This is a genomic window from Lactimicrobium massiliense, from assembly GCF_900343155.1.
GTDB classification, from domain to species: Bacteria; Bacillota_I; Bacilli_A; order Erysipelotrichales; family Erysipelotrichaceae; genus Bulleidia; species Bulleidia massiliensis.
Map to the genome: position 1 here is coordinate 323,943 of NZ_OUNG01000002.1, position 14,630 is coordinate 338,572.

The window sequence follows — 14,630 nt, forward strand, 5'->3', positions numbered from 1 at the left end:
TGGTTGTATAGTACCTGGATTGACAAACGTTTTGAAACACGTACACTGATAAATACCCCGATGGGGGACAGCGAAAGGAGCTGAAATTCATGGAATTCAATCGTGAAAACGTCTATTCCGCGGGCGGAACCCTGCAGTCGTATCTGTCCCGTGTCTTTGTGACCATGGGTGCCGGCCTTGGCATTACTGCCCTGGTAGCCGCCCTTGGCTATTTCAATATCATGTCAGGAGGCTGGATGTACAAGATGCTTGCCAATGGCTCCATCAGTATGGCATTCCTTGTGGCATTCATCGTCCAGATCGGCCTTTGCATTTCAATGGGAAGAAGACTGACAACCATGTCAAATGGCACAGCCAGAGCCATGTTCTATGTCTATGCCGGTGTCACCGGCTTCACCTTCTCAATCCTGCCTCTGGAGTTTGGCTTAACAACCGTATTTACCGCCTTTGCTTTTGCGGCAGTCATGTTCTTTGCCTGCGCCGTGATCGGCCACTATACAAACGTGGATCTTTCCCGTTTCTCCGGCATCATGATCGGCGGCCTGTTCGCTCTGGTGCTGGCCTCTGTACTGGCTCTGTTTATCCCATCACTGCGTGATGGCCTGGTGATCTCCTATATTGGCGTCGTCCTGTTTGGTGCCTTAACTGCATGGGATATGCAGAGAGTCAAGGCAATCTACTATCAGACCCAGGGCAATGAAATGCTCAGCGGCAATCTGGCTGTCTATGGTGCCTTTGAGCTGTATCTGGACTTCATCAACATGTTCCTGTATATCCTGCGGATTGTGGGATCCCGCAGCAGTTCCCGGAACTGATTGTGTTTCTTGCAAGGCAGGGCTTCCTGCCTTTTTTCTTGTTATAATCTTGGTGAAAATGAAGATAGAAGAATACAGATTAAATGAATACAGGCATCAGTTTCTGACGATTGAAGCAGATGATCTGACCGAAACCTTGAAGGACCGCATTGAGATTCATGAGGATGACTGCTTTGCCTTGTGTTCCTGCTATTGCAGCGATGATGGCGAAGTGATGTTCAATGTGCTTTCCGTCGGCCCGGATTGGGAAAACTGTACGCGCGGGCTGGATGATCCCGAGATGCTTGGCTTCTGGTCAATGCAGGATGTCTTTGGCCGTACGGCAAGACTGGTGGAAAGTGATGAGGATCTTTTGAAAAAGAATGCATCGTTTCTGGCCGGTGTGGAAAAGAACGTGGATGAGGATCTGCTGTTTCTGCGCAATGATGCCCGTCTGGATGATCTGCGCAATGCAGCCTATGCCGATATTGTGCTGACTGGTTTTCTTTCAGATGATGAGATTCATGAATATGAAGCCTGTCTGTCAGGAACAGATGGTCCATTTATCACTGGTTATACAGCTGAGGATGTTCCGGGCTTGCCGGACCATACACCGTTTAAGGCCATGCCGTATGCCGTGGATGATCAGGTCAGGCTGCTGGCATTGTTTATAGGAGACAAGCTGAGTGTCTCGGATGAGGAAGCCATGCAGAAAATCAGGCAGCTGTCTGAACAGCTTGGCATTGCATATGAAGGGAGAGTGTACCGCAGTTAATGAGCGAGAATCATGATGTGAAATATAAATGTCCGTATTGTGGATATGTGTTTGATATGACAGTCTATGATGCTGTGAACGTCCAGCAGGATCCGGATCTGCGTGACCGCTGTGTATATGGTGAGATTTTCCAGCAGGAATGTCCGCACTGCCACAAGCAGTTCCTTGTCCAGAAAGATCTGCTGTATGAAGATCCGATCCATAAGTTTGCCATCTGGGTATGTGCCCATGACTTTGGCAAAATGGATATCAGGGCCTTCACAAAGCCGCTGGTACAAAAGGGCTATGTGCTGCGCCGCTGTGCCACCGTCAAAGAATTCACGGAAAAAATCCAGATTCTGGAAGATGGTGTCAATGATGTCATGGTGGAACTGGCCAAATATGACTGCTTCATCGAATTTGTGGACAACAAGAAGGGTAAGCCGGAGGACATCACTTCGATTGAATACCAGCGCACAGAAAATGATGTCATGCACATCAATGTCAAAACCGGAGATAAGGGCATGGCCTTCATGATTCCAACAGCGATGCTGGAAGAAGAAATGAACCAGAAGCCGGAACGCTACAAGGTGGATGACAGTGAGATGCCACTGGTCAATGCGGACTGGATGGTTTCACTGTTCATGTCGCCGGCTGGCAGAGCCTGAAACATATATAAAAGGGAGTCTCACCAATGAAAGTGGACTCCTTTTTTACGATAGAAAGACAGATGCCGCAGAAATGGCTTTAGATATGTGCCATGTTCAGGCCGATTGCCTCTTTCAGGAAGTCGTTTCCCATCTGGACAGCAATTTCATCCACCAGTGCTTTGCGGTCTGCCGGATATTCTTTGTACCAGCCGCCGATCCAGCCATCTTCAATCAGAGGCAGAAAATCATTCTCGAGCTGTCTCATTTCAGTCAGGATGTGATTCTTCTCTGCCCGTGACTTGGAGGTATCCATGGATGCCCGCAGATGTTTCTGATCCAGCAGAGAATCAAAGATGAGTTTGGAACGGATGGTGCCATACAGATATAACTGATAGGGCGTGATGGCGTTGGGGTTCAGGCCCGCCTGTGTACATGTTTCGGCCAGCAGACTGTGCAGTGCCCGGTAGGAATAGGCTTGTTTCCGGCTGGTCAGGAAGAACGGACGGTCTTCTTTCTGGTTGCCGATGCCAAGGTGATAGGCGCGCAGTTTCCTGCTGTAATCACCAAAGAAGCGCCATACGGCAGTTACCTGCCATGTTGCTGTGCCGCTGGCACTGCGGCTGATGAGCTTCATGCGGGCATCTGGCATTACTCTTCTGCCGGTTGTCTTCTTCTCCAGATACGTACCATCATTGAATGTCAGCAGCAGTTCTTTCTCATTGCGCGGATTGATGGTGAAACTGTCCAGACGGATGTTTTCCAACTGCTTTGGCTTGAGGCCCATGTAGATCATGCATTCCAGCAGGATCTGCTTCTTTGCCGGCAGCTTTGGCAAAACATGGATCATAGTCCGGATATCCGCAGGATTTGCAAAAGTATCTTTCTGATAGGTTGTACGGGCTCTGATTTCATTGTGCATGATGCCGGCAAAGGGATTCTGGTAGCCGGGAAACAGAGATGGGCAGGCTGCGATGCGGCTGCCTGCTGCCCGCAGTGTTGCCTTGTAGCGGTGGACAGTATTGGCACTCAAGGTGCCGTCTTTTGCCTTCTCATCCAGATGGTCAAAATAGTCTCGAGCAGCCTGTGGCGTAATGGTCAGAATGGAATACTGGCCATCATGCCAGGCATACAGCAGATTGATCACTTTGCGGTAATCGTTCATGGTGGCCGGATGGTCCTGCAGGGTGCGCATCATTGCAGACCACTGCTGATCATTCAGCCCGGCCGGTAAAGATTGTGTCATCGTGGTTTCCCCGCTTTCTATGGTGCTTTCTGACTGCATGATAGTGTACCCGGCTGTATCGATACAAGTAGGAATTTGTAAAATCACACAAAGTCACATATTTAAGACATAATTCTGCGGGACGTATTTGCTATCTTATAACTGCACAAGGAAAGTGCACTTTGGATCATTAAAGGAATTGCTCCCCCTTTAGCAATTCGCCAAAGATTCTATCCCCTTAAATAAAAAGAGAGAAGGCCCGGTGTGAGGGCCTTTTCTCATGGTTTGACACATATATGAATGCATGGTAAAAATGAGAATATGTGGGAAAAAGAACGTGAAATTCTGAGAAAAAGGGCGTCTGAACTTCCGGTGCCCTGCATCATTGCCATTGATGGCAGATGCGGATCAGGCAAGACAACACTGGGGACGCTGCTGGCCTGTGATCTGCATGCTGACCTGCTGCACATGGATGATTTCTTCCTGCAGGAATATCAGCGTACCTCGGCAAGATATGCAGTACCGGGAGAAAACGTTGACCATGAACGTGTGGAAGAAGTGCTGAAACAGTGGCGCTTTCATAAACCCTTTTCCTATCAGAAGTTTGACTGTACACAGATGGCACTTGGAGAGACGGTATCTCTTGTGCCTGGAAATATACTTGTTGTGGAGGGGTCCTACTGCATGCATTCGCAGCTGCGGAAATACTATGATTTCTGCGTGTTTGTAACGATTGATCCGTCTTTGCAGCAGAAACGCCTTCTGGCGCGTGAAGGGGAGCAGAAGCTTGCCGTGTTCAATGCGCGCTGGATTCCTCTGGAAGAGAAGTATTTTGCGGCATTTGAGCCGGAGAAACAGGCAGATCTGGTGCTGAAAGCATACGAATAACAGCCAGAAGCGGCGTATTGTCTGGCCTTTCCGGTGATTTGATTGCTTTAAAAATCAGTAGTGCTACAATATTCCTGCCTCTGGGAGGGTTTTTTTAAGTATGAAGATATTAATCGTTGGCGCAGGCAAGGTGGGATATACCTGTACGGCGCAGCTGTCCAGGGAAGGACATGACATCACGCTTGTGGATGTGCGTCCGGATGTTTTGGAGAAGGCGCAGGGTGCCTATGATGTCATTGCGGTGACGGGGAATGGTGCATCGCTGTCGACACTGCAGGCAGCAGGCATTACCGATATGGATGTGCTGATTGCGGTGTCCAATGCGGATGAGGTCAATCTGCTGGCTTGCATTACCGCCAAGCATCTGAATCCGCACATCAATTGCATTGCGCGTATCCGTGATCCTGAATATGTTGCCCAGGCATATGAAATGCGTGATGAGTTCGGCCTGTATCTGGTGGTGAATCCGGAACGTCAGGCAGCCCATGAAATTTTCCAGCTTCTGAAGCTGCCGGGATCTCTGACACGTGAGACCTTTGCCAAGGCTCGTATGGAGATGATTGAACTGCGGGTGGCAGAAGGATCCCTGCTGTGCGGCAAACGGTTGAGTGAACTGGAAAATGCGGTGCATACACGTGTTCTTGTCTGTGCAATTGAGCGTCATGGCGAGGTGATCATCCCACGTGGTGATGCGTCTTTGATGGCGGGTGACAGAATCTCCGTTACCGGTTCCAGCAATAATCTGCATCAGATGCTTGTTCATCTTGGCATTATCAGGAAGAATATCCGCCATGTTCTGATTGCCGGGGGCGGCCGGATCAGCTACTATCTGGCTTCTGAACTGGGACGTTCTGGCATGACTGCCAATATCATTGAATCGGATGCATCGCGCTGTGAGGAACTGGCTGATCTGCTGCCGGACGCAACGGTAGTGCATGGGGATGCGTCCAGTCAGTCTTTTCTGGAAACAGAGGATCTGACGGACTATGATGCTGTGGTAAGCTGCACAGGCATTGATGAGCTGAACATTGTTATATCCATGTATGCGTCCATGTGTCATGTTCCGCTGACGATTACCAAGCTTGGCCGCGGTGACAGCAGCCGTATTCTGGACAGTCTGCCGGTGGGACCGACGGTATGCCCGAAGGATCTGTGCACGACGCATATTGTCCGCTATGTAAGAGCGATGGAGCACAGTTCTGGTCTGTCTGCCCTGTCAGTGCATAAGATTGCGTCCGGCAATGCTGAGGTGCTGGAGTTTGTTGTGGATGAAAATACAAAGCACATCGGTGAAAAGCTCAAGGATATGCCGATTCAGAAGAATGTTCTGATTGCATCGATCAGCAGCGGCAGAACGACAGAGATTGCCCATGGTGATATGACGTTCCATGCCGGTGATACAGTTGTCATTGTTGCGGCCAGTGATCATGTCATTGGTACGCTGAATGATATTTTCGGGGAGTAAGCTGAGATGAATTGGAAAATGATATGGCGCATCATTGCCTGGATTCTGGTTGTAGAAGCGGGCCTGATGCTGCCGGCATTGTTCATATCCATTGGCTATCATGAACCTGCTGCCATCTATGGCTATTGCCTGACCCTGCCGATTATTCTTGGCTGTGCCGGTATTCTGTTCCTTCTGACACGGAATGCCAGAAAGGGCTTCTATCAGCGGGAAGGCTTTGTTACAACTGGCCTGAGCTGGCTGGTGATGTCTGCTCTTGGCTGTCTTCCCTTCTTCTTTTCCCGGGAAATTCCCAATTACATCGACTGTTTATTCGAAATGGTCTCAGGTTTCACGACCACTGGTTCTTCCATCCTTACGGATGTGGAAGCACTGGACAAGGGACTTCTCTGGTGGCGGTCTTTCTCACACTGGGTCGGCGGCATGGGCGTGCTTGTCTTCCTGATGGCAATTGTTCCCCTTGGCGGAAAGAATCAGGGCTTCACCCTGCATATTCTGCGGGCAGAGTCCCCCGGTCCTGCCGTTGGCAAGATGGCACCGCGCATGAAGGAGACGGCACTGATCCTGTACCGTTTGTATCTTGTCCTGACTGTACTGAACATTATCTTTCTACTGGCTGGCGGGATGGACTGGTTCTCTGCCTGCTGCATTGCCTTTGGCACAGCCGGCACCGGCGGCTTCTCTGTTCTCAACAGCTCCTGTGCTTCCTATTCGCCTTACATTCAGTGGGTAACAACGATCTTCATGTTTGCCTTTGCGGTTAACTTTTCGATCTATTACCTGCTTTGGCTGCGCAACTTCAAAGCAGTCTGGAAGGATGAGGAACTTCGCGGGTATCTGCTGATCATTGCTGTGACGATTACAGCTCTGGTGCTCAATGTACGCGGAATGTATGGCTCACTGTCAGAAACGATCCGGCATTGTGCCTTTACGGTTGCGACAATCATGTCCACAACCGGATATGCAACAACGGACTTCAATCTGTGGCCTGCTTTTGCCAAGGCCATCATTCTGTTCCTGATGTTTGTTGGTGCCTGTGCAGGCAGTACCGGCGGCGGCATCAAGGTGATCCGGGTGATTCTGCTTGGCAAGATTCTGCGCCGCAACGTGCATGAAAACCAGCATCCTGATGAAGTCAGTGCCATCCGTATCAATGACCGCAAAGTGGATGAGCAGGTCATCCGCAATTGTGAGGCATATCTGATTGCCTATGCCGGCATCGTCATCCTCAGCTTCCTGATCGTTTCTCTGGATGGCTTTACGGTAGAAACCAATTTTTCTGCAGTCATGGCAACGTTCAATAACATCGGGCCTGGTCTGGATGCAGTTGGACCGACTTCCAACTTTGCGGCGTACAGTGCCCTTTCAAAGATTGTCATGACCTTTGATATGCTGGCCGGCCGTCTGGAGATCTATCCGATCATCATGCTGTTCTCCCGCCGTACATGGCGCAAGAGAAGATAAGCATCACAATAGAAATGCACACACTGTCAGCTGATCTGCTGGCAGTGTTTTTTCATCGTGCTATACTGACTGCTATCAGGAGGAAATCGAGATGATTATTCATAATGGACTGGTTCATGATGCCATTCACCGTGAGCCATATCGTGCTGACATTCTGGTAAAGGCTGGAAAGATTCAAGATATCGGCACGGATCTGCCATCTGATGAAGAACTGGTGGATGTAAAGGATGCCAATGTGTATCCGGGCTTTGTAGAGGCGCACTGTCATCTTGGCTTGGATGGCTATGGCATTGGTTTTGAGGGGCGTGACTACAATGAACGCAATGATATCTGTACGCCGCAGCTGCGTGCGATTGACAGCTTCAATCCCCAGGATCCTGCCATTGCCATGGCAGCGAAGGCAGGCGTGACGTGTGCTGCCACCGGACAAGGCAGTTCCAATGCAATCGGCGGTCTTTGGACGTGTGTAAAGACAACCGGCATCTGTGTAGATGACATGATCGTAAGAGACAACATTGCCATGAAGTGTGCACTTGGTGAAAATCCGAAGCGCTGCTATCAGGATAAAGGTAATTGTGCAAGGATGTCCACGGCAGCTGTGATTCGCAATATGCTGTTTCAGACGAAGGATTATATGGCACGCAAAGCTGCTGCCAATGGTGATCCGCTGAAGATGCCTGCCTTTGATATGAAGTATGAGGCCATGATTCCGGTCATTGAGAAGAAGATCCCGCTGAAGATTCATGCCCATCAGGCCAATGATATTCTGACGGCGATCCGGATTGCCAGAGAGTTTGATGTCAAACTGACATTGGAACATGTAACGGAAGGTCATCTGATTGTGGATATTCTGAAACGGTATCCGGATCTGCCTCTGGCAGTTGGACCGACTTTGACCAATGCGTCCAAGTTTGAGCTGCAGAACAAATCCTGGACAACGCCTGGCATTCTTGCCAAAGCGGGCTGCCATGTGTCGATTATTACCGATGCTCCGGTTATTCCGCTGCAGTATCTGCCGCTTTGTGCCGGTTATGCCATCAAGGCAGGCATGGATCCCTTTGATGCATTGCAGGCCATCACAATCCATCCGGCTGAGCATATCGGTGTTTCAGACAGAGTGGGTTCCATTGAAGTGGGCAAGGATGCGGATCTTGTCATCATCGATGGCTCACCGTTTGAAGTATCCTCAACTGTCAGACAGGTATACATCGCCGGAGAACAATTGTAAAAGTTCACCTATTGTTCACATACAGGACATATTTGTATCACATTTTTCTCCTAGTATTACAACTGTCAGATGGGAAAACATCTGATGATAATCTCCCAAAGATTAGGAAGTTCTCCAGACCCCCCATCCTGGAGAAATACTTCCCCCCCAAAGAAACCGAGCGTTGTCGAAAACTCTTAGGAGTACAGGCAACGCTCTTTTCTCTGTGCTCCTCATTTCATAATCCCCCCACTTTTTCGCTGTCAACTCTTGACAAAATTTCAAGCGTGCCCTGCTCGCTTCGCTCGCTTTTCTTGAAAAGGTGGGAGGTGAGTGAAATGCTCAAACATATCTCTTCGTCCCTGGAATATCGTGCTTTCCTTAGGGATGAAAAAGATCATCTTGGTTATGCTCAGCTTAAACGACTGGATACTTCTAAGTTCCATTCTGCTTTGCATAAGCTTCGGAAGCTGGACGTCGATCTTGCCGTAGATGTTCTGTTTCCTCTCTACTCTGTTACCGGCCGTCCGGCTCATGACCCCGCTGTGCTCATCCGGTCCTTCATTCTCATGCAGCACCTCGGGTATTTGTCCATTCATAACTGGTGTGCAGATCTGTCTTCTGATTCTCTGCTTCAATGGCTGATTGGCTCTTTCTCTCCGCCTGGTCCTGCTTCTCATTACGACTTTATCAATCGTTTAACGCACTCAGATCCACATCTCTCTGATCTGCTGCAGCAGGGTTACTATACGAAGCCTTCTCAAAAGAAACCCAAGAACCATGACAAGCTGATTAACTATTCACATTCCGAAACCTTATTTCTCGCTGACAAATATAAAAACGGCGCCGAATGGGATCGGGATCGGATGATCTACACACTTCAGTCTCTCTTCAATGCACTGGCTGTGATTCCTTCTTCCGACATGGGATTCATTGAGTCGAATAATCTCATCTTGTCCGGAGATGGTTCTTCGCTTCACATCCACGCCTCTCCATTTGGCCACAAAGTCAAATTGGATAAGGATGGAAATCCTCTCGTCCGCTATTCTGCACCTGACGCTGACATCGGATGGGACAGTGATCTTGAGTCCTACTATCTCGGCTACACTCTTTACAACATCTCGTACCACAATCCCCATAGATCAGTAGACTTGCCTATCTATATCGATCTTGAGAAAGCCTCACGGCACGATGCTTTGACCACCATATCTGCCTCAGCACGTCTGTTTGACATGAATCCCGATATCCACCCGCGATACATGTGCTTTGACGCAGCTTCTGACAGTCTTGCCATCTTTCAGTTCTTCCGTCACAAGAATATTATTCCAATCATCGACCGCAATCAACGGTCTGCTGGGGACAATCCCTTTGATAAGTTCAAGCTGAATGAGAATGGCGTGCCTGTTTGTCCGAATGGAACACCGATGTATGACTATGGCTACGACATTCAGAGAAAGCGCAGAAAATTCCGCTGCCCACTCAGGATGAATAAGATTTCCTCCTGTCCATTTGCGAATGAGTGCAGTTCTTCCGCTTATGGAAGAACGATATACGTCAATGACGGTGATGACATCCGGCTCTTCGGACCTGTTCCATACAGGTCTGAAAAGTGGAAAGAGATTTACCGGAACAGAACTTCGACAGAAAGAATGAACACCAGAATCCTGAACGACTATCATCTTCACCAGATGAAAATCCGTAATGGATCCAAGCATGCTTTCTTCGCAATCTTTGCCGGCATCAATATCCATCTTGATGCCTGGATAAAGGATGAGCTGTAAGCATTGAAGATTCAGTTTTGAAAGAACGAGTTCCAAAGTTGTTTTTATTGCGCCTTGGCCGCAATTTTTTATATCTCCGGCTTCTCAGCCGTCAGATACCTATCAGTTGCCTTCCGGGTTTTCGACACTACTCAAACCGAGCGTTGTCGAAAACTCTTAGGAGTACAGGCAACGCTCTTTTCTCTGTGCTCCTCATTTCATAATCCCCCCACTTTTTCGCTGTCAACTCTTGACAAAATTTCAAGCGTGCCCTGCTCGCTTCGCTCGCTTTTCTTGAAAAGGTGGGAGGTGAGTGAAATGCTCAAACATATCTCTTCGTCCCTGGAATATCGTGCTTTCCTTAGGGATGAAAAAGATCATCTTGGTTATGCTCAGCTTAAACGACTGGATACTTCTAAGTTCCATTCTGCTTTGCATAAGCTTCGGAAGCTGGACGTCGATCTTGCCGTAGATGTTCTGTTTCCTCTCTACTCTGTTACCGGCCGTCCGGCTCATGACCCCGCTGTGCTCATCCGGTCCTTCATTCTCATGCAGCACCTCGGGTATTTGTCCATTCATAACTGGTGTGCAGATCTGTCTTCTGATTTTCTGCTTCAATGGCTGATTGGCTCTTTCTCTCCGCCTGGTCCTGCTTCTCATTACGACTTTATCAATCGTTTAACGCACTCAGATCCACATCTCTCTGATCTGCTGCAGCAGGGTTACTATACGAAGCCTTCTCAAAAGAAACCCAAGAACCATGACAAGCTGATTAACTATTCACATTCCGAAACCTTATTTCTCGCTGACAAATATAAAAACGGCGCCGAATGGGATCGGGATCGGATGATCTACACACTTCAGTCTCTCTTCAATGCACTGGCTGTGATTCCTTCTTCCGACATGGGATTCATTGAGTCGAATAATCTCATCTTGTCCGGAGATGGTTCTTCGCTTCACATCCACGCCTCTCCATTTGGCCACAAAGTCAAATTGGATAAGGATGGAAATCCTCTCGTCCGCTATTCTGCACCTGACGCTGACATCGGATGGGACAGTGATCTTGAGTCCTACTATCTCGGCTACACTCTTTACAACATCTCGTACCACAATCCCCATAGATCAGTAGACTTGCCTATCTATATCGATCTTGAGAAAGCCTCACGGCACGATGCTTTGACCACCATATCTGCCTCAGCACGTCTGTTTGACATGAATCCCGATATCCACCCGCGATACATGTGCTTTGACGCAGCTTCTGACAGTCTTGCCATCTTTCAGTTCTTCCGTCACAAGAATATTATTCCAATCATCGACCGCAATCAACGGTCTGCTGGGGACAATCCCTTTGATAAGTTCAAGCTGAATGAGAATGGCGTGCCTGTTTGTCCGAATGGAACACCGATGTATGACTATGGCTACGACATTCAGAGAAAGCGCAGAAAATTCCGCTGCCCACTCAGGATGAATAAGATTTCCTCCTGTCCATTTGCGAATGAGTGCAGTTCTTCCGCTTATGGAAGAACGATATACGTCAATGACGGTGATGACATCCGGCTCTTCGGACCTGTTCCATACAGGTCTGAAAAGTGGAAAGAGATTTACCGGAACAGAACTTCGACAGAAAGAATGAACACCAGAATCCTGAACGACTATCATCTTCACCAGATGAAAATCCGTAATGGATCCAAGCATGCTTTCTTCGCAATCTTTGCCGGCATCAATATCCATCTTGATGCCTGGATAAAGGATGAGCTGTAAGCATTGAAGATTCAGTTTTGAAAGAACGAGTTCCAAAGTTGTTTTTATTGCGCCTTGGCCGCAATTTTTTATATCTCCGGCTTCTCAGCCGTCAGATACCTATCAGTTGCCTTCCGGGTTTTCGACACTACTCAAACCGTCTATCCCCCATGGACGGTTTTTCTTATTCGTGCCTATAATAGCCCCGGAGGTAATTATGATTCAGAATACAATTCTTCCCGTCCGCTGGGGTATCATTGGTGCCGGTGGGATTGCAAAGCGCTTCTGTGCGTCACTTGCCCATTTTGATAACTGTCGTCTGTACGCCATTTCCGGCCGCAGTAAGGAAAAAATGGAAGCTTTTCAGAAAGAGTTTCCGTGTGATGTCATTTATACCGATTTTGATGCGCTGATTCAGGATGAAAACGTGGATGCCATCTATCTTGCTCTGCCGCATTTTCTGCATGCCGAGTGGGCTGTCAAGGCACTGCAGGCACATAAGCCGGTGCTGTCTGAGAAACCTGCGGTGATTACAACAGATGAAATGAAACAGGTCATCCAGGCTGCCCGTGACAGCCATACGCTGTATATGGAAGCGATGAAGACGCGCTTTGAGCCGGCATATACCGCAATGAAAAAACATCTGTCTGAGATAGGGGATATCATGCAGATCAGCGCTGAAAACAGTTCTGTCCTGCCGCCTGCTCTGTTTGGCAAAGGCTATCATACTTCCGGTAAGGGAAGCGGCTGCCTTCTGGATGGCGGCTGCTATCTGACGGCTCTGGCGATTGATCTGTTTCCGGGGCTGCCGCAGGTGGAACTGGAAGATCTGGTCCTGAAAGAAGGCGTGGATATGTTTGTCAGAGCAAAGCTTGCCTTTCATAACGGAACAGCAGAGATTGCCTGCGGATTTGACAGGAATATTCCATCCCATGCCGTCATTTGCGGCACCAGAGGATCCATAGCCTTTGCCCCGGCCCACCGGCCGGATCACTTCACTGTGAAAACAGCCAAAGCAGAGAAAACATATCAGGTGCCCTATGAGAATGATGATTTCCATGGAGAGATTGCCCACTTTGTGCAGCTTCTTAAAGAAGGAAAAATCGAAAGTAATGTCATGTCATGGGATGATTCATTGCGCAATATGGAAGTGATGGAAGAAATTTCCGGCTGCTGGAGGAAACATGCATGAAATATTTGTTCTTTGATATTGACGGCACACTGGTCAGCCATGATCATGGCCTGATTCCCAGTGCAAAAAAGGCAATTGAAAGATCCAGGCAGAAGGGCAACTTATGTTTTCTTGCGACTGGAAGGCACTTGTCATCACTGTGGGCTGTGAAGGATCTTGACATGGATGGTGTGATCTACTGCAATGGTGCCGGTATCTTCATGCATGGAAAGATCCTGTATACCAATCCCATTCCCCATGCCATCTGTTCCAGGACGGTCTTTCAGGCAGAGGAAAGAAATGGTGCCTACTCGCTGCAGAGTTCGTATGAGATGTTCAAAAATGTGGCAGAGATGGACCGCTTTGAAAAGTCAGCTGCCTTTGATCCAAGGTTTACATCCTTTCAGGATAAGCTGCAGAAATTCGGTGCCAAACCATTCACCCAGTATCGCAGCCAGGATATTCTGAAAATCGATATCGGCTTTGCCACTGAAGAAATCATGGATGACTTTCAGAAGGTAATGAGTCCACAGCTGACACTAGTTTCCACAGCCGGCTATCATATCGAAGAAGGCAGGAAATCCGGTGAGATTACCAGGAAAGGCGTCAGTAAGGGTACAGCCATTGAGAAGCTTGTGGAGATGTTGCAGGGGGATATGGCCGATACGTATGCCTTTGGCGATTCTGGCAATGATCTGGATATGATTCAAAGATGTCATACTGGTATTGCCATGGGCAATGGGTTTGATGAGCTCAAGAAGGCAGCAGACTACGTGACCGATGACATTGATCATGATGGTCTTGCCAAAGCCATGGAACACTTTGAACTGGTCTGATATGCATAGGCTGGATGCGAGGATGTTGAAATCAGGCATCTTACAAGCATGCAAAGATAAATGATATTAAAATAAAGTAAACAAGACACTGACACCTGCCGAGGGTGTCAGTTTCATAGTGTGTCGGGCATGGCACACATCTAGCCTGCAATAGAGGCAGGCCGCGGGTATTTGTCGCCAAGCGAAGTGAACTACCAGCCGAGGGTGAATAACCCAGAGCGAAAGCAGTAGCTAGCATATTTCTGAGCTTACGTACAGAAACCTGATTGAGGCCATAAGGCGGATAAGGCTGCTATGCAAGCTGAAGTCCAAAAGACAAACGTAAAGCCGACCGGTAAATCAGGAAGCTATGGAAATTACAGATGTGTGTCTTACCCCGAGAGATCCTGCGGACAGATGAACCCAAACACAGGGAAACCGAGACGCTTTTAAACAGCTATCGTTATCATCTGGTCGGATAAAGGTCTATCGCAGGAAGTCAGCTGAGGTCATAGTAGTGATGAAGCTTCTGTAACGGAAGTGGAGCGAAGGACCTAATGTTTGTATAGTGTGCCCCACTATACGCAATGTTCGGATAGTCCGAAAGGGAGGATAAGCCTACAGCAGAGGATCGTAACCTCTGACGGCAAAGGGCCCCGGGATGATTCTGAATAATCTACAGATAGAAAGGAATGGCACA

At 48.5% G+C, this 14,630-nt stretch carries 12 protein-coding genes; 11 read left to right on the forward strand and 1 reads right to left on the reverse strand.

Going from position 1 to position 14,630, the window contains the following annotated elements:
- Positions 1-89 precede the first annotated feature (89 nt).
- The 3 genes from DHU66_RS04990 to DHU66_RS05000 are packed head-to-tail and all read left to right on the forward strand — an operon-like array spanning position 90 to position 2,216.
- A complete protein-coding gene (locus DHU66_RS04990; RefSeq protein WP_108774778.1) occupies positions 90-815 on the forward strand; it encodes a Bax inhibitor-1/YccA family protein in 726 nt (241 codons plus the stop codon).
- 58 nt (positions 816-873) lie between these two features.
- Entirely contained in the window at positions 874-1,569 is a 696-nt protein-coding gene (locus DHU66_RS04995; RefSeq protein WP_135358308.1) for a hypothetical protein, read from the forward strand.
- Positions 1,569-2,216 (forward strand): CpXC domain-containing protein, encoded by a 648-nt coding sequence (locus DHU66_RS05000; RefSeq protein ID WP_108774780.1) that lies wholly within the window; start codon positions 1,569-1,571, stop codon positions 2,214-2,216. Before DHU66_RS04995 ends, DHU66_RS05000 begins: the two co-directional genes overlap by 1 nt.
- A gap of 79 nt (positions 2,217-2,295) precedes the next feature.
- On the opposite strand, the gene DHU66_RS05005 is transcribed toward DHU66_RS05000, so the two are convergent.
- Entirely contained in the window at positions 2,296-3,441 is a 1,146-nt protein-coding gene (locus DHU66_RS05005) for a hypothetical protein (protein WP_108774781.1), read from the reverse strand.
- A gap of 300 nt (positions 3,442-3,741) precedes the next feature.
- Here DHU66_RS05005 and DHU66_RS05010 point away from each other — a divergent pair, with 300 nt between their 5' ends.
- The 8 genes from DHU66_RS05010 to DHU66_RS05045 all read left to right on the forward strand — a co-directional run bounded on the left by DHU66_RS05010 (position 3,742) and on the right by DHU66_RS05045 (position 13,951).
- Entirely contained in the window at positions 3,742-4,308 is a 567-nt protein-coding gene (locus DHU66_RS05010) for a uridine kinase family protein (RefSeq protein WP_135358309.1), read from the forward strand.
- Between the two features lie 100 nt (positions 4,309-4,408).
- Positions 4,409-5,773, forward strand: coding sequence for a Trk system potassium transporter TrkA (gene trkA, locus DHU66_RS05015; protein WP_108774783.1), 1,365 nt, complete (start codon positions 4,409-4,411; stop codon positions 5,771-5,773).
- Positions 5,774-5,779: 6 nt separating this feature from the next.
- Positions 5,780-7,237 carry a TrkH family potassium uptake protein gene (locus DHU66_RS05020; protein WP_108774784.1) on the forward strand — a complete coding sequence of 486 codons (1,458 nt, stop codon included), beginning with the start codon at positions 5,780-5,782 and terminating at the stop codon, positions 7,235-7,237.
- A gap of 91 nt (positions 7,238-7,328) precedes the next feature.
- A complete protein-coding gene (locus DHU66_RS05025) occupies positions 7,329-8,465 on the forward strand; it encodes an amidohydrolase (protein WP_108774785.1) in 1,137 nt (378 codons plus the stop codon).
- Between the two features lie 317 nt (positions 8,466-8,782).
- Positions 8,783-10,225, forward strand: coding sequence for a transposase (locus DHU66_RS05030; protein WP_108774786.1), 1,443 nt, complete (start codon positions 8,783-8,785; stop codon positions 10,223-10,225).
- A gap of 297 nt (positions 10,226-10,522) precedes the next feature.
- Positions 10,523-11,965: a transposase gene (locus DHU66_RS05035; RefSeq protein ID WP_108774787.1), complete on the forward strand. Its 1,443-nt coding sequence runs from the start codon at positions 10,523-10,525 to the stop codon at positions 11,963-11,965.
- Positions 11,966-12,161: 196 nt separating this feature from the next.
- Positions 12,162-13,136: a Gfo/Idh/MocA family protein gene (locus DHU66_RS05040; RefSeq protein ID WP_108774788.1), complete on the forward strand. Its 975-nt coding sequence runs from the start codon at positions 12,162-12,164 to the stop codon at positions 13,134-13,136.
- Entirely contained in the window at positions 13,133-13,951 is an 819-nt protein-coding gene (locus DHU66_RS05045) for an HAD family hydrolase (RefSeq protein WP_108774789.1), read from the forward strand. The genes DHU66_RS05040 and DHU66_RS05045 overlap by 4 nt, the downstream gene beginning before the upstream one ends.
- Positions 13,952-14,630 lie beyond the last annotated feature (679 nt).